General features: G+C 60.4%; 22 protein-coding genes. 20 read left to right on the top strand and 2 right to left on the bottom strand.

Annotated elements, in window-relative coordinates:
* Window positions 1–72: 72 nt before the first annotated feature.
* Both HMPREF2734_RS03470 and HMPREF2734_RS03465 read right to left on the bottom strand, forming a co-directional pair.
* Window positions 73–1,101: a DoxX family protein gene (locus tag HMPREF2734_RS03470; RefSeq protein ID WP_070422920.1), complete on the bottom strand. Its 1,029-nt coding sequence runs from the start codon at window positions 1,099–1,101 to the stop codon at window positions 73–75.
* A 97-nt stretch (window positions 1,102–1,198) separates the two neighbouring features.
* The gene (locus HMPREF2734_RS03465) at window positions 1,199–1,801 is read right to left on the bottom strand and encodes an MBL fold metallo-hydrolase (RefSeq protein WP_070483619.1); all 603 of its coding nucleotides are present in this window, start codon (window positions 1,799–1,801) and stop codon (window positions 1,199–1,201) included.
* 83 nt (window positions 1,802–1,884) lie between these two features.
* Here HMPREF2734_RS03465 and uvrA point away from each other — a divergent pair, with 83 nt between their 5' ends.
* From uvrA to tyrS, 20 genes are all read left to right on the top strand, one after another.
* The gene (uvrA, locus tag HMPREF2734_RS03460) at window positions 1,885–4,743 is read left to right on the top strand and encodes an excinuclease ABC subunit UvrA (protein ID WP_070569222.1); all 2,859 of its coding nucleotides are present in this window, start codon (window positions 1,885–1,887) and stop codon (window positions 4,741–4,743) included.
* Between the two features lie 281 nt (window positions 4,744–5,024).
* Window positions 5,025–5,546 carry a translation initiation factor IF-3 gene (gene infC / locus HMPREF2734_RS03455; protein WP_083279489.1) on the top strand — a complete coding sequence of 174 codons (522 nt, stop codon included), beginning with the start codon at window positions 5,025–5,027 and terminating at the stop codon, window positions 5,544–5,546.
* A gap of 36 nt (window positions 5,547–5,582) precedes the next feature.
* A complete protein-coding gene (rpmI, locus tag HMPREF2734_RS03450) occupies window positions 5,583–5,777 on the top strand; it encodes a 50S ribosomal protein L35 (RefSeq protein ID WP_070422917.1) in 195 nt (64 codons plus the stop codon).
* 52 nt (window positions 5,778–5,829) lie between these two features.
* Complete coding sequence (gene rplT, locus HMPREF2734_RS03445) at window positions 5,830–6,216, top strand: 50S ribosomal protein L20 (protein ID WP_070422916.1); 387 nt, start codon at window positions 5,830–5,832, stop codon at window positions 6,214–6,216.
* A gap of 87 nt (window positions 6,217–6,303) precedes the next feature.
* Window positions 6,304–7,122, top strand: a complete 819-nt coding sequence (locus HMPREF2734_RS03440) for a TrmH family RNA methyltransferase (protein WP_070422915.1) — start codon at window positions 6,304–6,306, stop codon at window positions 7,120–7,122.
* 133 nt (window positions 7,123–7,255) lie between these two features.
* Window positions 7,256–8,326 carry a phenylalanine--tRNA ligase subunit alpha gene (pheS, locus tag HMPREF2734_RS03435; RefSeq protein WP_083308063.1) on the top strand — a complete coding sequence of 357 codons (1,071 nt, stop codon included), beginning with the start codon at window positions 7,256–7,258 and terminating at the stop codon, window positions 8,324–8,326.
* A 14-nt stretch (window positions 8,327–8,340) separates the two neighbouring features.
* Entirely contained in the window at window positions 8,341–10,863 is a 2,523-nt protein-coding gene (pheT, locus tag HMPREF2734_RS03430; protein WP_070569216.1) for a phenylalanine--tRNA ligase subunit beta, read from the top strand.
* Window positions 10,864–10,917: 54 nt separating this feature from the next.
* Window positions 10,918–11,970, top strand: coding sequence for an N-acetyl-gamma-glutamyl-phosphate reductase (gene argC / locus HMPREF2734_RS03425; protein WP_070569213.1), 1,053 nt, complete (start codon window positions 10,918–10,920; stop codon window positions 11,968–11,970).
* Window positions 11,971–12,023: 53 nt separating this feature from the next.
* Window positions 12,024–13,184 (top strand): bifunctional glutamate N-acetyltransferase/amino-acid acetyltransferase ArgJ, encoded by a 1,161-nt coding sequence (argJ, locus tag HMPREF2734_RS03420; RefSeq protein ID WP_070569210.1) that lies wholly within the window; start codon window positions 12,024–12,026, stop codon window positions 13,182–13,184.
* A gap of 15 nt (window positions 13,185–13,199) precedes the next feature.
* A complete protein-coding gene (argB, locus tag HMPREF2734_RS03415) occupies window positions 13,200–14,132 on the top strand; it encodes an acetylglutamate kinase (RefSeq protein WP_371326033.1) in 933 nt (310 codons plus the stop codon).
* The gene (locus HMPREF2734_RS03410) at window positions 14,129–15,307 is read left to right on the top strand and encodes an acetylornithine transaminase (protein ID WP_070569208.1); all 1,179 of its coding nucleotides are present in this window, start codon (window positions 14,129–14,131) and stop codon (window positions 15,305–15,307) included. Before argB ends, HMPREF2734_RS03410 begins: the two co-directional genes overlap by 4 nt.
* 4 nt (window positions 15,308–15,311) lie before the next feature.
* Window positions 15,312–16,250, top strand: a complete 939-nt coding sequence (gene argF / locus HMPREF2734_RS03405; protein WP_070569205.1) for an ornithine carbamoyltransferase — start codon at window positions 15,312–15,314, stop codon at window positions 16,248–16,250.
* On the top strand, window positions 16,250–16,747 hold the full coding sequence (locus HMPREF2734_RS03400; protein WP_070449951.1) for an arginine repressor: 498 nt from the start codon (window positions 16,250–16,252) through the stop codon (window positions 16,745–16,747). Before argF ends, HMPREF2734_RS03400 begins: the two co-directional genes overlap by 1 nt.
* A gap of 65 nt (window positions 16,748–16,812) precedes the next feature.
* Window positions 16,813–18,015, top strand: a complete 1,203-nt coding sequence (locus HMPREF2734_RS03395) for an argininosuccinate synthase (protein ID WP_070422906.1) — start codon at window positions 16,813–16,815, stop codon at window positions 18,013–18,015.
* Entirely contained in the window at window positions 18,016–19,452 is a 1,437-nt protein-coding gene (gene argH, locus HMPREF2734_RS03390) for an argininosuccinate lyase (RefSeq protein ID WP_070569202.1), read from the top strand.
* A gap of 48 nt (window positions 19,453–19,500) precedes the next feature.
* Window positions 19,501–20,688, top strand: coding sequence for a hypothetical protein (locus tag HMPREF2734_RS03385; RefSeq protein ID WP_070569199.1), 1,188 nt, complete (start codon window positions 19,501–19,503; stop codon window positions 20,686–20,688).
* The gene (locus tag HMPREF2734_RS03380; protein ID WP_070449945.1) at window positions 20,688–22,277 is read left to right on the top strand and encodes a VWA domain-containing protein; all 1,590 of its coding nucleotides are present in this window, start codon (window positions 20,688–20,690) and stop codon (window positions 22,275–22,277) included. Before HMPREF2734_RS03385 ends, HMPREF2734_RS03380 begins: the two co-directional genes overlap by 1 nt.
* A complete protein-coding gene (locus HMPREF2734_RS03375) occupies window positions 22,264–22,914 on the top strand; it encodes a hypothetical protein (RefSeq protein ID WP_070422902.1) in 651 nt (216 codons plus the stop codon). The genes HMPREF2734_RS03380 and HMPREF2734_RS03375 overlap by 14 nt, the downstream gene beginning before the upstream one ends.
* Window positions 22,911–23,090, top strand: coding sequence for a Trm112 family protein (locus tag HMPREF2734_RS03370; RefSeq protein ID WP_070422901.1), 180 nt, complete (start codon window positions 22,911–22,913; stop codon window positions 23,088–23,090). Before HMPREF2734_RS03375 ends, HMPREF2734_RS03370 begins: the two co-directional genes overlap by 4 nt.
* An 18-nt stretch (window positions 23,091–23,108) precedes the next feature.
* Complete coding sequence (gene tyrS, locus HMPREF2734_RS03365; protein WP_070422900.1) at window positions 23,109–24,374, top strand: tyrosine--tRNA ligase; 1,266 nt, start codon at window positions 23,109–23,111, stop codon at window positions 24,372–24,374.
* Window positions 24,375–24,656: the final 282 nt, after the last annotated feature.

Below are 24,656 nucleotides of genomic sequence, written 5' to 3'. Positions count from 1 at the left end.
CAAAACAAACAACCCCGAGGCGGGAAATATTCCCAACGCCTCGGGGCCGTAACGTTCAACTAAGTTCAGTGCTTAGCTGAGCTTCTTCTGAGCCTTCTTCACCAGCTTCTTCGCGCGCTTCTCAGCCTTCTTGGCCTTACGCTTCCACTTCAGCTTGGTGATCCAGGACGGATCAGCATCGAGCTTGTCCCAAGCCTTCTCCAGCTTGTCGATGGCACCCTGCGCCTTGTCCTGAGCCTTCGCGGTTGCTTTGTTGACCTTGCGCTTCGCCTTGAACTTGTCCAGAGTAGACGGCTGCAGATCGTTGAGCTGATCCTGCAGGTCACCAACAACGCTGTTGACCTTGCGCTTCGCCTTGAACTGCTGGATCTTCGACGGCTTCAGGTCATCGACCTTGCCCTCTGCCTTGTCTGCAGCGTCATCGAGCCAGTCACCAGCGTCGGAAAGGAAGCTCGAAGCCTGCTTCTTAGCGTCGTCGAACCAGTCGCTAGCGGTATCGCCGGCCTTGGAAGCGGCCTTCTTCCAGTCGCCCTTGTTGTCGTCGATGTAATCGGCAACCTGGTCGGTGCGGTCAGAGAACCAGTCACCAGCCTTGTCAAAGGCCTTCTCGGTCTCAGACTTGGTTGGCAGCGCCTGCTTGATGTTCTTCTGCGCAACGGAAGCGGCGTTCTGCGCACGCCACTTCATGTTCGGCTTGCCAGCCGTATCAACAGTTGCCAGCAGCACGCCACCAGCAAGACCAAGGTCGGTCAGGGCGCCGCTGCGACGACGAGCCTTCTCTTCCTCGCTGTCGGCCTCCCAGAATGCGTGGCGGCCAATCACCGTCGGGATCGCGGTTGCAGCCAGCAGGGTAGCGGACAGACGCGGGAACTTGCCGATTGCGAACAGGGAACCAGCGCCAGCCTTAACGCCGCCGACAATCTTTGCAGCGGATTCCGGATCCTCCGGAACGAAGCCGCGGTACTCGGCTGGAACAGCGGTGCGCAGCTTCTTCAGGACAGTATTTGCGGAGTCCTTGTGGGCTGCCGGGTTCAACAACGTCTCAACGCCGTCGATCACGTAGACCGATGCCAGCATTGGGCGTGCGATTTTGCGAATCATATATGTACCCAAATCCTTACGTTTTGTAGCTGATTGTGCTCCCACCGAGTGTAGCGATTTTGCGCCAGGCCAGCTGTGTCCTATTGCACAACGCCACTTACCAGCGACGCTCCCACCACTCGTCAAGGTGCGGCCGTTCTGCGCCCAGCGTGGTGGGTTTTCCGTGGCCAGGGCGAACGATTGCGTCGTCGGGGAAGGCGTCGAAAAGCTTCTGTTTCACATCGTTGAAGAGTCGCACGAAATCACCCTCGGACTGGGTTTTGCCCAAGCCCCCCGGGAATAGGGAGTCGCCCACGAAAAGGTTCGGGGTGCCGTCGATGTCTACCGCGATAAACGCGCCGCCGGGAGTGTGCCCGCGCAAGATACCCACAGGAATGCGATGGCCGGCGAACTCGATGGTGTCACCGTCGCGCAGTTCCACATCGGGGGCGACGGGAAGTGCCGGGGCATCCAAAAACGGTGCGTAGTGTGTGGCGCCGGTTGCCTCCAGCACTGCTTCCAGAGCGCGGGTGTGGTCGTGGTGGCGGTGTGTTGTGAGAACCGCGGTAATTTCCACGCCGGCGTCGCGGGCCATGGCGAAGAGGGTTTCGGGCTCATCGGCGGCGTCGATAAGCAAACCTTGCTCCCCGGAAGAGAGAAGGTAGCAGTTGTTGTCCATGGCGGATACGGAAACCTGGTGCAGCTTCAGCGAAGTACTCATGCCCGCCACAGTAGTAAGGAATGTTTGTATAGCGCGCGACGTTGGTAGTTTCTTGGGAGTACGAATCGACGAAAGGCGAAGACGTGGCCGACAAACTTATTGTGCGTGGTGCTCGGGAACACAACCTCAAGGGCGTAGATGTCGAGTTGCCCCGCGACAAAATGGCGGTGTTCACCGGACTGTCGGGCTCGGGCAAGTCCTCGCTGGCCTTCGATACCATCTTCGCCGAAGGCCAGCGCCGCTACGTTGAGTCGCTGTCGTCCTATGCCCGCATGTTCCTGGGGCAGATGGACAAGCCCGACGTCGACTACATCGATGGGTTAAGCCCAGCGGTGTCCATTGACCAGAAGTCAACCAACCGCAACCCGCGCTCGACGGTAGGCACGATTACTGAGATCTACGACTACCTGCGTTTGCTGTACTCGCGTGCGGGTACCGCCCACTGTCCGGAATGTGACGCTGTGATTGAGCGACAGACCCCACAGCAGATCGTTGACCGGATCCTGGAGTACGAAGAGCGCACGAAATTCCAGGTGCTTGCGCCGATCGTGCGCAAGCGTAAGGGTGAGTTCCAGGACCTGTTTGCAGACCTCGCCGCCCAGGGTTATGCGCGTGTGAACGTGGACGGGGAGACCTACCAACTCACCGACCCGCCGAAGTTGGAAAAGCAGATCAAGCACAACATCGACGTTGTGGTGGACCGCTTGATGGTCAAGGCGAGCCAAAAGCAGCGTCTCACTGACTCCGTGGAGACAGCGCTGAAGCTGGCGGACGGCCTCGTGGGCTTCGACTTTGTGGATCTCGACGCTGACGACCCGGAGCGCGTACAGATCTTCTCCGAGAAGATGGCCTGCCCGAACGGGCACAAGCTCAACGTGGAGGAGTACGAGCCGCGCGCGTTCTCGTTCAACTCGCCATTCGGCGCTTGCCCGGCCTGCGACGGCCTTGGCGTGCGCAAAGAGATTGATGTTGACCTGATCATTCCCGACCCAGATGCGCCTGCGGTTGACGCGTTCCAGCCGTGGAACTCGAGCCCGAACAAGAAGTACTTCACCAAACTCATCGAAGCGCTGGCGAAGGAAGAAGGTTTTGATGCGAACGCACCGCTGAGCTCGCTGACCAAGACGCAGCAAAAACACCTGATTCACGGCTCGTCGACCAAGATCAACGTCCGGTACAAGAACCGCTTCGGCCGTCAACGTTCCTACACCGCCGCCTACGAGGGCATTGTGGGCTACATCGAGCGCAAGCTTGAACAGGCCGAATCGGATACGCAAAAAGAGCGCCTCCTTGCGTTCACCCGCGAGGTGCCGTGCCCGACCTGTAAGGGTGCCCGCCTGAAGCCGGAGATCCTCGCAGTGCGTCTCGCATCAACGACGCACGGGGAGAAGTCCATCGCAGGGCTGACGGAATTGTCCATCGAGGATGCGTCCGAGTACCTGGACAACCTGGTGTTGGGCTACCGCGAGGAAATGATTGCTGGCGCAGTGCTGCGAGAGATCCAGGCGCGCTTGCATTTCCTGCTCGACGTCGGCCTGAACTATCTGACGCTCGCGCGCTCTGCCGGCACGCTGTCCGGTGGTGAAGCACAGCGCATTCGCTTGGCGACGCAAATCGGCTCCGGTTTGGCTGGCGTCCTGTACGTGCTTGACGAGCCATCCATCGGCCTGCACCAGCGTGACAACCAGCGCCTGATCGCAACGCTGAAGAAGTTGCGCGACCTCGGAAACACGCTCGTTGTAGTCGAGCACGACGAGGACACGATCCGTGAGGCTGACTGGCTCGTCGATATCGGACCCAAGGCTGGCGAGTATGGCGGTGAGGTGGTCTACCAGGGAGACCCGGCGGGCATCCTGAAGGCGAAGGACTCGCTCACTGGTGATTACCTGGCGGGACGTAAGAAGATTGAGGTTCCGGAGCAGCGACGTGTCGTCGATACGCAGCGCATGCTCAAGGTTGTTGGTGCCCGCGAGAACAACCTAGACAACGTCGATGTGAGTATCCCGCTGGGCGTACTTGTGGCTGTCACGGGTGTATCGGGCTCGGGCAAGTCGACGCTGGTGAACCAAATTCTGGCGAAAACCCTGCAAAACCAACTGAACGGTGCGCGCCAAGTGCCCGGGCGCGTGAAGAAGGTCGAAGGCCTGGAGCACCTGGACAAACTCGTGCAGGTGGACCAGAGCCCGATTGGGCGCACGCCGCGGTCGAACCCCGCGACATACACGGGCGTGTTTGACAAAATTCGTAACCTGTTCGCCGAGACTCAGGAGGCGAAGGTTCGAGGTTACAAGACCGGGCGATTCTCCTTCAACGTCAAGGGCGGCCGCTGTGAGGCTTGTCGTGGCGACGGCACGATCAAGATCGAGATGAACTTCCTGCCGGACGTTTACGTCCCGTGCGAAGTGTGCCAGGGTGCACGTTACAACCGCGAGACGCTCGAAGTGCGCTACAAGGGCAAGAACATCGCCGAGGTGCTCGACATGCCGATCTCCGAGGCAACCGAGTTCTTCGAGCCGATCACCTCGATCCACCGCTACCTGCAAACGCTGGTAGATGTCGGTCTCGGCTACGTCCGACTCGGGCAGAGCGCAACCACGCTGTCCGGCGGTGAGGCACAGCGCGTGAAACTCGCCGCGGAGCTGCAGAAGCGCTCCAATGGTCGCACGATCTATATTCTCGACGAGCCGACGACCGGCCTGCACTTCGAAGACATCCGTAAACTCATGCTGGTGCTCAATGGTCTGGTAGAGAAGGGCAATACCGTACTGGTCATTGAGCACAACCTGGATGTGATCAAGTCCGCCGACTGGATCATCGACATGGGCCCGGAAGGTGGCTCAGGCGGTGGCACCGTAGTCGCGCAGGGCACCCCGGAAGAGGTGGCCAAGGTCGACGGATCCTTTACCGGCCAGTTCCTCGAGAATGTGTTGGCAAAAGGGTAGGGAAGGTCGATTTGGTACACGCGTGTGATGCGTGTACTATTCACTCCGCACCGCCCAGCGTGACCATTTGACGGGCACGCGGGCCACAAGAGGAGTGAATCCCACCCCAAGCCGCTTGCTGTAAAGCACAGTTGGATACGGGTCAAACGGTGTGCCACATGTTGGCATACCTGGACGATCTCCCGCCACCGTTTCCGGTGAGCGGGTTTTTCGCGTGAGATCACCCCGAATGTGACCCAGAGCGGCAACGACATTGTTTCTCGAAGTCTCTAGGAGTTCTCATCAGCGCTGAAGCTCGGATTAACGATCGAATCCGCGTCCCCGAAGTTCGCCTTGTCGGCCCGTCCGGCGAGCAGGTCGGCATTGTCCGTACGGATGATGCCCGCAAGCTGGCGTACGAAGCGGATCTCGACTTGGTTGAGGTGGCGCCGAACGCTAAGCCGCCTGTGGCCAAGATCATGGACTACGGCAAGTTCAAGTACGAGCAGGATCAGAAGGCCCGCGAGGCCCGTAAGAACCAGCAGCAGACCGTGGTCAAGGAACAGAAGTTCCGTCCCAAGATCGATGAGCACGACTACCAGACCAAGAAGGGCAATGTTGAGCGCTTCCTGGAGAAGGGCAACAAGGTCAAGGTCACCATCATGTTCCGCGGCCGCGAGCAGTCCCGCCCTGAGCTGGGCTACCGCCTGCTGGAGCGTCTCGCTGAGGATATCGGCGAGTTGGGTGTGGTCGAGTCCCGCCCGAAGCAGGACGGCCGCAACATGACGATGGTCTTCGGACCGGCTCGCAAGGGCAAAAAGTAAGTTTTGAAATAACCGACACTCTGAAGGGCTTTCACCATGAAGCAGAAGACCCACAAGGGCACCGCAAAGCGCATCAAGGTCAACGGCAAGGGCAAGCTGCGCCGCGAGCAGGCTGGTAAGCGCCACCTGAACGAGAAGCTCTCCTCGAAGCGTCGCCGCAAGCTCTCCGGCACCACCGACGTCGCTAAGGCTGACGTCAAGCGCGCAAAGCGCCTCCTCGGCATGTCCTAAGCACTGCCCGATCAATCAACCGATTACGAGATAAGAAAAGGAAGTTTGACTCATGGCACGTGTGAAGCGTTCAGTCAATGCTAAGAAGAAGCGCCGCGCAATCCTCAAGTCCGCGAAGGGCTACCGTGGCCAGCGTTCCCGCCTCTACCGCAAGGCTAAGGAACAGTGGCTGCACTCCCAGACCTACGCTTACCGCGACCGTCGTAAGCGCAAGGGTGAGTTCCGCAAGCTGTGGATCCAGCGCATCAACGCTGGTGCCCGCATGAACGGCATCACCTACAACCGCCTCATCCACGGCCTGAAGCTGGCTGAGGTTGAGGTCGACCGCAAGATCCTCGCCGAGCTCGCTGTCAGCGACTTCGCTGCATTCTCCGCCCTGTGCGAGGTTGCAAAGAACGCTCTGCCGGAGGACGTCAACGCTCCGAAGAACGCTGCGTAAGCGCTTTCGCTTTTCGACGACACACCGCCCCGTCCCACCACACCAGGTGGGACGGGGCGGTTTTTGTTCGCGGTAAGGTAATCGGCCATGGCATTGGATTTTGAGCAGCCGTTTACTGAGCGCACCCCGCGTGTGGTCAACGCTGCGAAGCTGAAACGCGCGGCGGGTCGTCGCAAAGCAAAAGCTTTTCTCGCGGAAGGGGAGAACGCCGTGGAAGCGGCGGTGGCTACGGGTGCAGCAACAGACTTGTTTGTCACCGAAGCAGCGGCTGAGCGTTTCGAGGAAATCGTTCGCGCCGCTGGCTACATGGATGTCTACACGCATGCCATCAACGACAAAGCTGCTCAGCACCTCGCCGACGCGGTGACCAACACGGGTATTTTCGCGGTGTGTAGGCCGGTGCTGTGGACGGTGCCGTCGATCCTCAAGGGCCGGCCCCGTCTAGTCGCAGTGTGTGTGGAGACCAACGACCCGGGCAACGCAGGCACGATCATCCGCCTAGTAGATGCGCTGGGTGCGGATGCAGTCATCTTCGCTGGGGACACCGTCGATCCAGAGTCGCCGAAAGTGGTGCGTTCCACCGCAGGATCGTTGTTCCACGTACCAGTGGCACGTGACCGTGATGTCCACCGGGTAATTGGGCAGCTGCATTCTGCAGGATTAGCTACGGTGGCAACCTCGGCGTCGGGGGAGACATCCCTCGCGCAAGCGGACGAGGTGCTTGCACGCCCAACAGCGTGGCTGTTTGGCAACGAGGCCCACGGGCTTAGCGATGAGCTTCTCACCAATGCTGATCACCGGATCTCCATCCCGATTAAGGGCAGCGCGGAATCGCTGAATCTCGCTACCGCTGCATCCATGTGCCTCTGGGAATCCTCCAAGGCGCTCGACGCAGACGAAAGGTAATCACGATACCGACACCTATCGCATGTCCCCCTAGCGCATTCATGTGTCGGCTCCACGGGTAAAGTGGTGGACGCTTTTGAACCGACATCGCTGCAGACGCCCTGAGCTGCAGAGCACTTGTGGAAAGGCGCGGGTGAGCGTAAGCGTGGCCGACAACGCAACACAACTTCCGGATATTGAACTGACCGAGGAAGCCCTGAACAAGGCAGCAGACGACGCGGTTGCTGCTTTCGAAGCAGCTGCGGATCTCGCAGCACTCGAAGAGGCACATCGCGCGCACCTGGGGGAGAAGGCCCCAATCATGCAGGCGCGCAAGTCGCTGGGGTCCATTCCGAAGGATCAGCGTAAGAACGCTGGTCGCTTTGTGAACATGGCGCGTGGCCGCGCCGAAAAGGTCTATGCCCAGCTGCGCCAGGTCCGCGAAGCAGAGCACCGCGAGAAGCAGCTGCGTGAGGAAAAGGTTGACGTTACGTTGCCTACCGCACGCGCTCACGCCGGCGCGATGCACCCGATCACCACACTGTCGGAGCACATCGCCGACATCTTCATCGGCATGGGTTGGGAAGTGGCCGAAGGCCCCGAGGTTGAAGCGGAGTACTTCAACTTCGACGCGCTGAACTTCATTCCGGACCATCCGGCCCGCACACTGCAGGACACCTTCTACATTGGCGAAGAAGGCTCCAAGCAGGTCATGCGTACACACACCTCGCCGGTGCAGGTGCGAACGATGCTTGAGCGCGATGTGCCGATCTACATTGCGTGCCCGGGCCGTGTGTTCCGTACGGACGAACTCGATGCCACCCACACCCCTGTGTTCCACCAGGTGGAGGGTCTCGCTGTGGACAAGGGACTGACGATGGCGCACCTGCGCGGCACGCTCGACCACCTGGCTAAGGTGCTGTTCGGCCCGGAAACCAAGACCCGTATGCGTACGAACTACTTCCCGTTTACCGAACCGTCTGCCGAGGTGGACGTTTGGTTCCCGAACAAGAAGGGCGGCGCTGGCTGGATTGAGTGGGGCGGCTGCGGCATGGTCAACCCGAACGTGCTGCGTGCTGTTGGCATCGACCCGGAGGAGTACACCGGTTTTGCGTTCGGCATGGGCCTTGAGCGCACGCTGCAGTTCCGCAATGGCCTGTCGGATATGCGCGACATGGTCGAAGGCGATGTCCGTTTCACTATTCCGTTCGGCGTGCAGGCGTAAAAGGAGAACCAAGAATGCTTATTTCCAAGAATTGGATCACCCGCCTGCTTAATCAGGCAGGCAACCAGGGCTTCAATCCCACCGACGAGGAATTGGACGCCGGTTTTGTCCGCGTCGGTTTTGAGACCGAGGGCTACGAGCCGCTGCCTGAGGTGACCGGCCCGCTCGTCATTGGCCGAGTAGCCGAGATCGAGGAACTGACCGGGTTTAAGAAGCCCATCCGCTACTGCCAGGTTGATGTCGGACAGGCCAACGGCACAGGTGAACTGCAGGGCATCATCTGTGGCGCGCGAAACTTCAAGGAAGGCGACCTAGTCATCGTGTCGCTTCCGGGTGCGGTATTGCCAGGTGGCTTTGCTATCTCCGCGCGCAAAACCTACGACCACATTTCGAACGGCATGATGGCATCCGCAGCAGAACTTGGCCTGGCTACAAAGAGCGAAGGCATCATCACACTGGAGGCGGGGGCAGCGACCCCGGGCGATGACGCTCGCGAGATCCTCGGCTCCGGCGACACCGTGTTCGAGGTCAACGTCACCCCGGACCGTGGCTACGCACTGTCTGCGCGCGGCCTGACCCGTGAGATCGCATCCGCCTTCGACCTGGCGTTTAAGGATGTCGCGCAGGATCCGTCGATCGCAGGCGTTAATATGTCTGTTGTTCCGGAGCCGGCAGGCGAGAGCATCCCCGTCGAGGTTGAGGCCTCGACGAAGGCGCAGCGTTTCGGTCTGCGCACCGTGAAGGGCATCGACCCGAAGGCGCAGGCACCGTTCTGGATGCAGCGTGAACTCATGCTCAGCGGTGTTCGCTCTGTAAACGCGGCGACTGACGTGACTAACTACGTCATGCTGTTGCTTGGTCAGCCGATGCACGCATTCGACGCCGACAAGATCTCCGGCGGCTTACGGGTGCACACTGCTGAGGTCGGTCAGAAGTTTGAAACGCTCGACCACGTTGAGCGGACGCTGACCGCAGACGATGTGGTGATCAGCGACGACAACGGCATCCAGTCCCTCGCCGGCGTTATGGGTGGCACGACGTCGGAGATTTCCGACGACACCGTGAACGTCCACTTCGAGGCTGCAACCTGGGATCCGCTGACTGTTGCTCGTACTGCACGTCGCCTGAAGCTGAGCTCGGAGGCCTCTCGTCGATTTGAGCGCGGCGTTGACCCCGCCATCGTCGAGGTCGCTCTGGATGCCGCTTGTGCGCTCCTCGTCGAGATCGCTGGCGGCTCGATCGAGGCTGGCCGTACGCTTGTCGGTGACGTTAAACCGCGTGAGCCGATTGCCATGCGTGCCTCGCGCCCGTCGGAGCTCATCGGTGTGGACTACTCCCGCGATACGGTTGTGCGCCGTCTTGAGGAGGTCGGCTGCACTATCGCAGGCGAGGGTGAGAACCTTCAGGTCACGCCGCCGACATGGCGTACCGATATCACCGTTCCGGTGGAACTTGTCGAAGAGGTCGTGCGCCTTGAGGGACTCGACGATATCCCGTCGATCCTGCCAACACCGCGTGGTGGTCGCGGCTTGAGCCCGCTGCAGCGTCGCCGTCGCGCGGTCACGCACGCGCTGGCGTACTCCGGCTACGCGGAGATCATCCCGACGCCGTTTATTGCCAACGACACGTTCGACGTGTGGGGGCTCGACGCAGACGATCCGCGCCGCAACACGGTGAAGGTGCAGAACCCGTTGGATGCTGACTACGGCATCTTGGGCACGACGCTTCTGCCGTCGATGCTCGAGGCAGCAGGCCGCAATGTTGCCCGCGGCCGTGGCGATATTGCGCTCTACTCGGTTGCACAGACCTCTGAGAAGCGCGCGGATGTTTCGCCGTTGCCGGCCGTTACCCAGCGTCCAGCAGACGACGTTGTCGCAGAACTTATTCAGTCGCTGCCAAAGCAGAATCTGCATGCCGCAACGGTGGCGCTCGGCAACGTTGAGCTCGAGGGGCCGTGGGGCAATGGGCGCGCCTATGAGTGGTCGGACGCGATCCAGTCTGCGCAGATCGTCGCCCGCGCATGCGGTGTTGAACTCGACATCGTCGCTGCCGAGGTTCTGCCGTGGCACCCGGGGCGCTGTGCGGAACTCTCTGTCCGCGATGCTGCTGGCGACCGTATCGTCGTTGGCCATGCTGGCGAGCTGCACCCGCAGATTCTGGAGAAGCTAAACCTGCCAGCGCGCACGTGCGCGATGGAGCTCGACCTGACTGCGATCCCGCTGGAGGAGCGTCTTCCGGCGCCGCGCCTGTCGTCGTTCCCGCTGTTGCACCAGGACATCGCGCTCGTCGTCGATGAGGAAGTTCCGGCTGAAGACGTCCGTCGCACTCTCGTTGAGGGCGCAGGTGAGCTTGTCGAGGACGTAACGCTTTTCGACGTCTACCGTTCGGAATCCCTCGGCGAGGGCAAGAAGTCTCTCGCATTCGGCCTGGCCTTCCGTGCGCCCGATCGCACGCTGAAGGAAGAGGAAGGCTCGGAGGCTCGCCTCAAGGCAGCCGAGTTGGCTAAGGAGCGCTTCGGCGCAGAAATGCGCGGGTAAATATTAATCCGTGAATAACTTACGGCGCACTGCATAACTGATACACTGTCCGCTATGTCAGAAAGTGTGATCAAGGTTGCGGTCGCCGGAGCCACCGGGTACGCAGGCGGTGAGATTCTCCGTCTGCTGCTCGGGCACCCCGCCTACCTGGCGGGAACGTTAGAGATTGGTGCGCTAACCGGAGCATCAACCGCTGGCCAGCAGGTCGGCGATCTTATGCAGCATCTGCCGGAACTTGCAGATCGGGTCATTGAGCCGACAACAATCGATGTGCTCGCTGGCCACGATGTTGTGTTCCTCGGCTTGCCGCACGGCCACTCCGCCGAGATCGGACAGGCGCTCGGCGAGGACGTCGTCGTGATCGACTGCGCTGCAGATTTCCGGTTGCGCGATGCGCAGCAATGGACGCGTTTCTACGGCTCTGAGCATGCAGGATCTTGGCCTTACGGGCTTCCCGAACTGCCGGGTCAGCGGGCCGCCCTGCAGGGGGCAAACCGTGTCGCTGTCCCGGGGTGTTTCCCCACTGGGGCAACGCTTGCGGCCTGGCCGGCACTCGAAGCGGGGCTCGTGGAGCCTGATCTGACCATCGTTGCTATTACCGGTGTATCCGGTGCCGGCAAGAAGGCCAATGTCGATCTGCTTGGCGCGGAAACGATGGGCTCCTTGAAAGCCTATGGCGTCGGCGGGACGCACCGGCACACACCAGAGATCCAACAAAACCTTGAGTCGGTTGCTGGCACCAGCGTTGCCGTGAGCTTTACCCCGGTACTGGCACCGCTGCCGCGCGGGATTCTCACCACAGTGACCGCACCATTGGCGCAGGGCGTTACAGCAGAGGCGGTAAAAAGCGCGTACGAACAGGCGTACCAGGGAGAACAGTTTGTCAGGCTGCTTCCGGCAGGCTCGCAGCCGCAGACCCAGCATGTCGTGGGCGCGAACATGTGTGCCGTGCAGGTTGCAGTGGACGAGCACGCCGGCAAGTTGGTGGCGACGAGTGCCATCGACAACCTGACCAAGGGCACTGGTGGTGCCGCTGTGCAATGCATGAACCTTGCACTCGGGTGGGACGAAGGGGCAGGACTATCGCGAGCTGCGGTGGCTCCGTAACCGCCACTTCACAACGACTCTCCACCCCTGTTGAAAGGAAAAACGAACAATTCATGACCACCACCGGAGTAACCGCCCCGAAGGGCTTTAGCGCTGCAGGTATCAGCGCCGGGATCAAGGCGTCTGGCAACCGTGATCTCGCATTGGTTGTCAACGAAGGCCCGGAGTTCGCTGGTGCAGCCGTATTTACTCGGAACAAAGTGTTTGCAGCGCCAGTGAAAGTGAGCCGTGAGACTGCAGCTGGCGGCACCATTAAGGCTCTGATTGTGAACTCGGGAAACGCGAACGCGTGTACCGGCGCACAAGGATACGAAGACGCAAAGGCCATGCAGCGTCTTACCGCAGAAGGCATCGGGGTCGACCCAGCCCACGTTGCGGTCTGCTCGACGGGGCTGATCGGCGACACACTTCCGATGGACAAGGTGGAAGCCGGTATCGGTGTCGTCGTCAAGCAACTCGGCGATGATGGAGCGGGTGCTGCGGACGCGATTCGGACGACAGATACGGTGGCGAAAGAAGCCGTCGTCAAGGGCGACGGCTGGACTGTGGGGGCGATGGGAAAGGGCGCCGGCATGATGGCGCCGTCGCTGGCGACGATGCTTGTCTGCATCACCACCGACGCAAAGGCTGACAGCGCCACGTTGCAGGCTGCGCTCGAGCAAGCCTGTGCCACGACGTTCAACACGTTGGATATTGATGGCTCGACTTCCACCAACGACACGGTCGTCGCAATGGCAAGCGGTGCCAGTGGCGTGGCCCCAACGCAAGCAGAACTCAACGCCGCAGTGCACGAAGCGTGCGCGAAGCTAGCGGCGATGATGCAGTCGGATGCGGAAGGCGTGACCAAGCGTGTCGCGATCACCGTCCAAGGAGCGCTCGACGATGCACAAGCGCTCAACGCAGCGCGCGCGATCGGCCGTGACAGCCTGGTCAAGACTGCGATGTTCGGCTCCGATCCGAACTGGGGCCGCGTGCTGGCAGCCGTAGGTATGGCCGATGCCGAGATGGATGCGGAGAACATCTCCGTAACCTTCAACGGTCAGACCGTTTGCGAGCAGTCGACCGGCGCACCGGGCGCCCGCGACGTTGACTTGAGCGGAGCCGACATCGACGTTGTTGTGGACCTGGGCACCGGGAGAGCGGGCAGCGCAACCGTGCGCACAACCGACCTCTCGCACGCCTACGTCGAGATCAATTCCGCGTACTCGAGCTAGGAGGTGGGTGAGTTGATGCCTAATCTAACGAGTGAACAGCGCGCCACCGTCCTTGCCGAAGCACTGCCGTGGCTGCAGCACTACCGCGACAAGATTGTGGTGGTGAAGTACGGCGGTAACGCCATGATTGATGAAGACCTCAAGGCGGCGTTCGCCGCAGACATGGTGTTTCTGCGCACTGTGGGCGCGAAGCCCGTGGTCGTACATGGCGGCGGGCCGCAGATCAGCGCGATGCTCAAGCGTTTGGGCCTCGACGGCGGCGAGTTCGTCGGCGGGTTCCGCGTCACCACGCCGGAAATCCTGGATGTCGTGCGCATGGTGCTGTTTGGGCAGGTGGGCCGAGATCTTCTGGGCAAGATTAACTCGCACGGACCGTACGCCGTAGGCACCTCGGGCGAGGATGCCGGCTTGTTTACGGCCAAGCGCCGTCAGGTCGAAGTGGAAGGCGAGCTCGTCGATATCGGGCTGGTCGGCACCATCACCGACGTGAATCCGGCAGCGGTGATGGACATCATCGACGCCGGCCGTATCCCGGTCGTCTCTGGCATCGCTCCGGGCGAAAACGGCGAGGTCTACAACATCAACGCTGACGAAGCCGCAGGCGCGCTGGCAGCTGCGATCGGCGCGGAACGCCTCGTAGTTCTCACCAACGTGGAGGGCCTTTACACCGATTGGCCCAACCGCGATTCGCTTTTGTCCAAGATCGAGGCGGCCGAGCTTGAGAAGATGCTGCCGGGCCTAGACACCGGGATGATCCCGAAGATGGAAGCTTGCCTGACCGCGGTCCAGGGCGGGGTGAAAGCGGCACACGTTATTGATGGTCGTGTGGCCCACTCAGTGCTTCTCGAACTACTGACCATGGGTGGTGTGGGCACGATGGTGCTTCCAGACGATTACGACCGCACCCACTACCCAGACGGCACAATCTTTAGGAAGGATGAGGCATGAGCAACTTCGCTACACGCTGGTCGGAGTCACTGCTAGACACGTACCCAGCCCCGCCGGTTGAACTCGTCTCTGGCGATGGCGCTACCGTCACCGATGCCGACGGGAAAACGTACATCGACATGCTCGCAGGCATCGCCGTGAACGCGTTGGGACATGCCAACCCAGCCATCGTGCAGGCGGTGTCGCAGCAGGTGGCCACTCTCGGCCACGTATCTAACCTGTTTGGTTCCCATCCGGTGGTTGAAGTAGCGGAGAAGCTGCGCGCACGCGTCGGCGACGAGACCGCCCGTGTGTTTTTCAGCAACTCCGGCGCAGAGGCCAACGAGGCCGCGTTTAAGCTTGCCCGTCTCACTGGTCGGGGGCGCATCCTCGCAGCCGAGCATGGTTTCCACGGCCGCACCATGGGCTCGCTCGCGCTGACCGGACAGCCAGAGAAGCAGGCCCCGTTCGCGCCATTGCCCGCCGGCGTGGAGTTCTACCCGTATGGCGACATTGATGCGCTGACGGCTCTGGTTGAGCAGAACCCTACCGATACTGCCGCCATCATCTTGGAGCCGATTCAGGGCGAAACCGGCGTCATCCCGGCGCCCGAAGGCTTCTTGCAGGCGGTGCGCTCGCTTTGCGACGAGCACGGCATTCTCTTCATCACCGACGAGGTCCAAACCGGAGTCGGCCGCACCGGCACCTTCTTCGCCTTCGAAGACGCAGAGGTCGTGCCGGATGTCATCACCATGGCCAAAGGTCTCGGCGGGGGACTGCCCATCGGCGCGACGATAGCCCGCGGTAAAGCCGCGACACTGTTCACTCCGGGCAGCCACGGCACAACCTTCGGTGGCAACCCTGTCGCCTGCGCTGCGGCCAACGCGGTGCTGGACACTATTGACGATGGGTTCCTGGCCAATGTTCGTCGCAAAGCAGCAGTGCTTATCGACGAAACCACGGACGTTCCCGGCGTCGCGGAAGTGCGCGGCCGGGGACTCATGCTGGGCGTTGTGCTGGAGCAACCGGTTGCGAAGCTCGTCGTCAAGCATGGGCTCAAACACGGCGTCATTCTGAACGCGCCGTCCGACACCGTCATCCGACTCACCCCACCCCTGGTAATTAGCGACAACGAGATCCAGCAGGCGGTTGAGCGTCTCGCAGCCGCAATCGTACAAGCCGCAGAAAGGAACTAGACCAATGGCTCGTCATTTTCTCGCAGACGACGATCTCACCCCAGCAGAACAGGCTGAAGTCCTTGCACTCGCAGCGGAGCTGAAAAAGGCTCCGCTGTCGCACAGGCCGTTGGAAGGGCCGCTTTCAGTGGCAGTCCTGTTTGACAAGACCTCGACGCGTACGCGGTTCTCATTCGACGCCGGTATTGCGCAACTTGGCGGCCAGGCGATCGTGACTGAGACTGGGCACGCACAGATGGGCAAGGGCGAATCTTTCCAGGACACCGGTGCCGTACTGTCCCGCTACGTACAGGCAATTGTGTGGCGCACCTACGATCACCAGAACCTCGTGGACATGGCTGAGGCAGCCACCGTTCCTGTGGTCAATGCACTTACCGATGACCTGCACCCATGCCAGATCCTGGCGGACCTGCAAACCATCATCGAGGAGTTCTGCCCCGAGGAAGGTGCCGCTGGTTTGAAGGGGCTGAAAGCGGTGTACCTCGGCGACGGTGACAACAACATGGCTAACTCGTACCTGATCGGTTTCGCTACAGCGGGGATGGACATCACTGTTATCGCGCCCAAGGAATTCCAGCCGCGTGCCGAGTTTGTCGAGCGCGCCAAGAAGCGCGCCGCAGAAACCGGCGCCCGAGTCACCGTGACTGATGATGTTGCAGCTGCTGAAGACGCAAACGTGGTGATCACCGACACCTGGATCTCGATGGGCATGGAAGAAGACGGCAAGGATCGTCGCACACCGTTCTTGCCCTACCAGGTTGATGCGGACCTGATGGCGCGCGCGGCAAACGATGCAATATTCTTGCATTGCCTTCCCGCGTACCGCGGGAACGAGGTCGCCGCGGAGGTCATTGATGGCCCGCAGTCGCGCGTCTTCGACGAGGCTGAAAACCGTTTACATGCGCAGAAAGCGTTGCTGACCTGGCTTCTGGAGCACCAATAATGTCCCAACCTGTATCCCGTACCGCACGCCAAGCACGGATCCTCGAGTTGCTTGAGCAGACTCGTGTTTCCTCGCAGATTCAGCTGTCAGAGCTGCTGCTCGCAGAAGGCATCGACATTACGCAGGCGACCCTGTCGAGGGACTTGGATGAACTTGGTGCGAAGAAGATCCGCCCATCTGGCGGCGGCCGTGCCTACTACACGATCAACGGCGATGCCGATGGTTTTGAAAACGCGCAGACTGGCCCCCGTGAGAAGCTCCGCCGCATGATCGACGAGTTGGTCGTATCCGCGGATGGCTCGGGTCAACTTGCACTGCTGCGCACGCCCCCAGGTGCGGCGCAGTACCTGGCCAGCTACATTGACCGCGTAGGCCTCGACCAGGTTGTCGGCTGCATTGCTGGCGACGACACAATTTTTGTTCTTGCACGCGAACCGCTCACCGGCGTAGAACTTGCCGTGGAACTCTTCGGCGGACACGCCCGGGGCAGCGACTAAAAAGTTTTACCCTGCAGGTAACCTCATACTATTCATGAAATCTTTTGAAGGAGAATCGTTCTACCATGACTAATCGCGTTGTTCTTGCATATTCAGGCGGTTTGGACACGTCCGTTGCTATCCCATACCTGGCTGAAATGACCGGCGGTGAAGTGATCGCGGTCTCCCTCGACCTTGGACAGGGCGGCGAGGACATGGAATCAGTGCGCCAGCGCGCATTGGACTGCGGTGCAGTGGAGTCCATTGTTGTGGACGCCAAGGATGAGTTCGCCGAGGAGTATTGCCTGCCCACCATCAAGGCAAACGGTATGTACCAGGGCGAGTACCCGCTGGTTTCCGCGATTTCGCGCCCGCTGATTGTCAAGCATCTCGTTGAGGCTGGTCACAAGTACGGCGGCACCCACGTCGCCCACGGCTGCACCGGCAAGGGCAACGACCAGGTTCGTTTCGAGGTCGGATTCCTGAACCAGGATCCGGACCTGGAGATCATCGCTCCGGCTCGTGACTATGCCTGGACCCGCGATAAGGCCATCGAGTACGCAGAGGGCAAGAACTTGCCGATTGAGCAGTCTGCCGCGTCGCCGTTCTCCATCGACCAGAACGTGTGGGGCCGCGCAGTTGAGACCGGCTTCCTTGAGGATCTGTGGAACCCGCCGACAAAGGACCTCTACGCCTACACCGAGGACCCGGCGCTCGGCAATGCTCCCGACGAGGTCATCATCTCCTTCGAGTCCGGCAAGCCGGTGGCCATCGACGGCCGTAAGGTCACGGTCCTCGAAGCAATCGAAGAGATGAACCGTCGCGCAGGTGCCCAGGGTGTTGGCCGTCTCGACATGGTTGAGGATCGTCTGGTTGGCATCAAGTCCCGCGAGGTCTACGAAGCGCCGGGCGCCGTCGCGCTGATCACCGCTCACAAGGCTCTTGAGGACGTCACCGTTGAGCGCGAGCTGGCTCGCTACAAGCGTCTTATCGATGCACGCTGGTCCGAGGAGGTGTACGACGGCCTCTGGTTCGGCCCGCTGAAGCGCTCCCTGGATGCGTTCATCGAGTCCACCCAGGAGCACGTCACCGGCGATATCCGCATGGTCCTGCACGCTGGCCAGATCACGGTCAACGGCCGTCGTTCCAACCACTCGCTGTACGACTTCAACCTGGCTACCTACGACACCGGCGATACCTTCGACCAGACCCTGGCCAAGGGCTTCGTGCGTTTGCACGGTCTGTCCTCCCAGATCGCGAACAAGCGCGACCGCGAGGCCGGCAAGTAAATGGAGCAGCACAAGACAAACGAAGGTGCGCTCTGGGGCGGTCGTTTTTCCGGCGGCCCGTCGGAAGCCATGTTCGCCCTGTCCGTGTCTACCCATATTGACTGGGTGCTTGCGCCATACGATGTGCTCGCATCCAAGGCACACGCGAAGGTGCTGAACAAGGCAGGTTTGCTTAGCGACGACGACCTCGCCGTCATGCTCGACGGCCTAGACCAACTTGGCCGCGACGTAGCCGACGGCTCGTTCGGTCCGCTGCCGACCGATGAGGATGTCCATGGTGCGATGGAGCGTGGACTCATCGACCGTGTCGGGCCCGAGATCGGTGGTCGCCTGCGTGCTGGACGTTCCCGCAACGACCAGGTTGCGGCCATGTTCCGGATGTGGCTGCGCGATGCCCTGCGGGGTGTCGCACTCGATGTCAGCGATCTGATCGACGCGATCGTCGCACAGGCGGAAGCCCACCCAGACGCGATCATGCCTGGCAAGACCCACTTCCAGGCAGCACAGCCGATCCTGCTTGCGCACTCGCTGTTGGCGCATGCCCAGCCGCTGCTGCGTGACCTGGACCGGATCAAGGATGCCGACAAGCGACTGGCAGTCTCGCCGTACGGTTCCGGAGCGCTGGCTGGTTCGTCGCTGCACCTCGACCCAGAGGCGATCGCAGAGGAGCTTGGTTTCGATTCGGCAACCGACAACTCGCTCGACGGCACCTCCTCGCGCGACTTTGCTGCAGAATCCGCGTACGTCCTGGCACAGATTGCGATTGATATCTCTCGTTTCGCCGAAGAGATCATCGCGTGGTCCACGCCAGAGTTCGGCTACGTCACGCTGCATGACGCGTGGTCGACCGGCTCGTCGATCATGCCGCAGAAGAAGAACCCGGACGTTCCGGAACTTGCCCGTGGCAAGGCTGGTCGCTTGATCGGTAACCTTTCCGGTTTGCTCGCCACGCTGAAGGCCATGCCGCTGGCGTACAACCGTGACCTTCAGGAAGACAAGGAGCCGTTGGTCGACTCGGTCACGCAGCTCTCCATCCTCCTGCCGGCGTTCACTGGACTGGTTTCCACGTTGACGTTCCACGAAGACCGCATGCGCGAACTGGCTCCAGCAGGGTTCACATTGGCCACCGACCTTGCCGAATGGATGGTGCGCCAGGGCGTTCCATTCCGCGAAGCACACGAGGCTTCGGGAGCCTGCGTTCGCATCGCAGAATCCCGTGGTGTCGATCTCGTGGATCTGACGGATGAGGAGCTAGCGGGCGTCGATAAGCGTCTGCTCCCCGAAGTGCGCGAGGTACTTACTGTCGATGGGGCGGTCGCATCCCGCGATACCCGCGGCGGTACTGCGAAACCGCGTGTGGTGGAGCAGCGGGGGCGTGTCCGCGAAGCGAACAAGGCTGCGCGTCAGTGGGCAGAGCAGCCAGTTCGGAAGAAGTAAATACACGTTCGCAGAGCGCAGTTCAGAGTTTCCCTTTAGCATTGGGATATGGATGCGCCAAATACCTATGAAGCCAAGCCCCGGGGACGGTCAGTCTCCGTGGTGCTTGGCCTCATTTTTATTGCAGTGGTCATCGCCGCAGTTGCGTTAGGCCGGGGGCTTCTTCCCTTTGGCAGTGATGGCGACGAAAAAGACAGTGGCGCTGAATCAAATCGCCAGTCTCATGGAGACGTGCAGCAACTCCACGGAGTGATCGGCTCTGAAAAGCGGGCTTTCTTTGAAGATCCCCAGGTCAAGGACAGACTTGCAGCGTTGGGCTACAGCGTCAGCGTGACAACAGCGGGGTCCCGCCAGATAGCTACCACCACGGATATTGCCGCACAAGATTTCGTTTTCCCGTCTTCCGGGCCTGCCACGCAAAAGGTGCGCGAACAGGGCAGTGGCTACTCGGTGGATTTCCCGTTTTTCTCCCCGATGGCGGTAGCGAGCTGGAAGCCGATTGCGGATCTACTGGTAGCTGAGGGAGTCGTGGCTGAGCAGAACGGCGCTTACACACTGGACGTGAACAAGTACATGGACTTGGCCCGCTCCGGAAAACGATGGCGCGACCTCGGGGACGCGTTTCCGTCGCCACGCAATGTACAGGTCCGCTCGACAGATATCCGCACCTCAAACTCCGCCGCGATGTATCTGTCGCTGTTGGCGTGGGAGGTAGCACAGCGAGAACCCGATCGCGCCAATGACGTTGGTTTTCTTGTCGACGAGATCGCGCCCTTCTTCACCGCTCAGGGATACAGCGAAGCCTCATCCTCTGGCCCTTTTGCGGACTACCTCAGCCAAGGCATGGGAGCGGTACCGATGGTGATGGTGTACGAAGCACAGTTCATTGGTGAGCAGATGCGAGATAATTCCCGAATCCGCGACGATATGGTGCTGCTGCAACTCAGTCCGACAGTGCTGGCTAACCACGGCATCGTCGGGGTGAGCGAGGGCGGTAGAGAACTCGGTCGTCTGCTCACCAACGACCCCGAGCTACAAAGGCTGGCCGCGTACCACGGATTCCGGCCCGCGACCTCAGGCAACCTGGCCCAAGAGATGGAGGATCGAGGGCTCGATGCGCCTGCGGATTACGTCAATTCCATCGACCCACCCTCCTACGACAGGCTTGAACAACTCATCGACGGTGTCGGTCAACGCTATGGCGGAGCACCCGCACCGGTGAAGGAGGAGGAATAATGAATCGCCTCGTCGCGGCGCTTGCTGCGTTCATGTCTCTGGTGCTCGTCGCGTGTAGCACTTTCGAAGAAGGCACTTCCAATACTCCTGATACATCCGGCGCAGGGCCCAGCGGTAATGCCGATCTGACCATTGTCGCTGCAACCGAGCTCAAAGACCTCGAAGAATTGGTTGATCGTGCAGCAGAGGAGCTCGGCTTCACTATCGACATGCAGTTCCCCGGCGGAACTTTAGAAAACTCCCAAACGCTCAAACAGGGAGGTTTCGATGGGGAAGTGGATGCCACATGGTTTGCTACGAACCGCTACGTCAACCTGATCGGCGCCTCCGACAAGTTGGACGGTGAGACAAAGATTGCCACAAGCCCCGTCGCGTTCGGTGTATGGGAGGACAGCGCAAAGCGTCTCGGCTGGGACACCAAGCAGCCCACCTGGGCCGAGTTTGCCGACGCTGCCGCAAGCGGCAAGTTCACGTTCGGGATGACCAACCCGCAAGCCTCGAACTCGGGATTCTCCGCACTCGTCTCGGTGGCGACTGCGCTCGCAGACACCGGCGATGCGATTTCCCCTACTGACTTGGAGCGCGTTGGGCCACAGCTCAAGGAAATGTTCGAAGCGCAATCTATGGTTTCCGGTTCTTCCGGGTGGCTGGCTGAGACGTTTGTCAATGATTCGTCCCGAGGCGATGGCATCATCAACTACGAAGCAACACTTCACCAGCTAAAGGCCCAAGGTGTGCCTATTGAGGTTGTTGTCCCCGCCGATGGCGTGATTTCCGCAGATTACCCGTTATCGGCACTGGCTAACCCTGCGCATGCAGACGCGCGGGGTCGGGTAGAAGAGCTGTCGCGCTGGCTCCTGGAACACCAAGAGGACATCGCTCAGACCTATCGCAGGCCTGTGACCGGCGTGGATAACGTGCCGGTGGAGATAGCCAACCAACACGTCATCGAGCTGCCGTTCCCAGCCAACGAGGGAGTCGTCGATGAGCTGCTTTATGCGTACGACAACTCCTACCGCAAACCAGGACGAACAACGTTTGTGCTAGATACTTCCGGGTCGATGGAAGGGCAGCGGTTGGCGTCGCTGAAAAGCATCATGCACTCGCTTATCGACGGCTCCGCTTCAACACTCACCGGTGACGTCTCCCTACGCGACCGGGAAACCGTCACGTTGCAAGCCTTTGATTTCGCACCACACGAACCGTTGACAGTTCGCTTCTCCCGGGAAGATCCGAAGTCTGCTGAAAAACTATCTGACTTCGTCGATGGTCTCCAGGCTGAGGGCGGAACCGCGGTGTATGAAACCTTGCTGAAGGCATTGAGGAATACGGACCCGAACGGAGGTATTCCGTCGATAGTTTTGCTGAGTGATGGTGAAAGCACCGTTGCCCCAGACTATGTCGAATTCAAGAGGCAGTATGAAGCATTGCCAGAACAGCTGCGTAACGTGCCTGTGTTCGTTATCTTGTACGGCGATGCTAATGCGATAGAGATGCAAGCACTTGCAGATCTCACCGGTGGTGAGGTGTTTGACGCGCTTGGTGGCGACCTGGCTGCTGCCTTTAAGGAGATTCGTGGATTCCAATAATTCGTCTGCGGGAAAAGCAGCCCGGTATTTCGCCTCACCCAAGAACCAGCTTGGGTTGGTGCTGGCTACCCTCGTGGTTGTGGTTCATATTGCGGTAGGTATCGGACTGTTCTGGCCGGTCGCCGCGGCGGCCGCGTATGGCGCCGGCGCGGCTCTTGCGCCGTCCCGGAAAACCAAGGAACTTCCAGCAGCACCAACCCTGCCCACGTCGCAAGTTCTCGAGAATGCGCTGCGGCAAACGACTGATCGGTTGGAATCGGCGAAGCCACCACGTCAGGTGATGATGCAGGCGCGAGCGTTTGAAAAAGCCTCCAAGTTCGTATTGTCCGAGTGGGAACACCTCGAGCCGACGCCTAAGCACCGGCAGACGATGTGGAATGTAGTCAATGTGTACTACCCGGAGGTCGTCGATACGTACCTTGATGCCCCTCAGTACCGAGACAAGTCTGCGGTGAGCGTGGTTGTGGACTCTTTAACCACGCTCACTCGCGCTGCTGAGCGGGTGCAGCAGGGGATTTTGGACGACAATCTGCGCGCCATGGATTCACAAGCGCAGTTCCTGCGTCAAGAGCTCGGTGAGTTGCCCGGACTCGACGACAGCTACCACGGAGGCAGCGGGTACGATCCGAAAGCATGAGTCTGGATCCGAAGCTTCTTAACGTCCTCGCGTGTCCCAAAGACAAGGGAACGCTGGAGTATGACCAAGAGCGGGAGCTGCTGGTCAACGAACGCCTCGGCATTGCCTATCGCATTGACGACGGCATCCCAGTTCTGCTCATCGACGAAGCAGAGCCATACATCTCGGCAAAGTAGAAGACGGAGAAAAACCCAATGAGCAAAAACATCATTGATGAGCTTGAGTGGCGCGGGCTGATCAACCAGTCCACGGACCTCGACGCACTGCGGAAGGAAACCGAGCAGCCGATCGTGCTGTACTGCGGCTTCGACCCGACTGGTCCCTCGCTGCACGCCGGCCACCTCGTTCCGCTGCTCATGCTGCGCCGCTTCCAAGAAGCAGGCCACACACCGATCGTGCTTGCTGGTGGCGCTACCGGCATGATCGGTGACCCCCGCGATGTGGGGGAGCGTTCTATGAACTCCGCGGACACCGTCCGTGATTGGGCGGACCGGATCAGCGGCCAGCTCAAGCGCTTCGTGCACTTTGATGGCGACAATGCAGCACGCCTGGTCAACAACAACGACTGGATTAAAGACCTTGGCGTTATCGAGTTCCTGCGTGATGTGGGCAAGCACTTCTCGCTGTCCACGATGCTCGGCCGCGACACGGTGAAGCGTCGTCTGGAGAACGACGGCATTTCTTACACCGAGTTTTCCTACATGCTGCTGCAGGCGAATGACTACGTGCAGCTGCGCCGCAACCACAATTGCGTGCTGCAGGTTGGCGGCGGCGATCAGTGGGGCAACCTCGTTGCGGGCGTTGACCTGAATCGTCGTATGGACGGCGAGCAGGTTCACGCGTTGACTGTTCCGCTGGTGACGGATTCCGAAGGTAAGAAGTTCGGCAAGTCCACTGGTGGCGGCTCGCTGTGGCTGGATCCCGAGATGACCAGTCCGTACACCTGGTACCAGTACTTCGTAAACACTGCGGACGCCGATGTCATCCGTTACCTGCGTTGGTTCACCTTCCTTGACCAGGAAGAGCTCAACCGCCTGGAGACCGAAGTGGCGGAGCGCCCATTCAAGCGTGAAGCCCAGCGTCGCTTGGCGCAGGAGATGACCGATCTGGTCCACGGCAAGGAAGCCCGTGAGGCTGTCGAACTCGCATCGCAAGCTCTGTTCGGTCGCGCAGAACTTACTGACCTCGACGAGAAGACCCTCGCATCGGCAGTCTCTGAAACCTCTGTCTTTGAGATCCCAGCCGGCGAAACCACGGATATCGTGGAGCTTCTCGTCGGTGCTGGTCTTGCAGAGTCGAAGGGTGCAGCGCGCCGCTCCATCAAGGAAGGTGGCGTGTACGTGAACAACGAGCGCGTCGAAGACGAGGCGTGGGCGCCGTCTGACCAGGATTTCCTCCACGGCACATGGCTGGTCCTGCGCCGAGGCAAGAAGAACTTCGCAGGCGCTAAGCGCGCATAAGCAACTGCTTATCGACGACACCACCCAGGCAGAAACCGCCATCTGCCTGGGTGTTTGTGTTGTTTGTGAGTTCGTGGTTATATCTTCATCCGTTGCTTCGAGCGGCCTTGAGGGGCTGGCGAGAGGGAACGAGTTAATTTCATGAGGTTACGTGTTCAAGGTAAACGCTGGTTGAACTTGGGTTTGACTTTGGTTTACGTTGTGTTGTAGTCTCTGGTTCCGCCGCTTAGACGGCCGTGACTTTGAAAGTTGTGGTTGTTGGGTGTGCTGGTGTTGTTTGAG

This window comes from Corynebacterium sp. HMSC055D05, assembly GCF_001810365.1.
GTDB lineage: Bacteria > Actinomycetota > Actinomycetes > Mycobacteriales > Mycobacteriaceae > Corynebacterium > Corynebacterium coyleae.
Note: the sequence above shows the minus strand (reverse complement) of the source record. Positions and strands in the feature narration are given on the sequence as shown.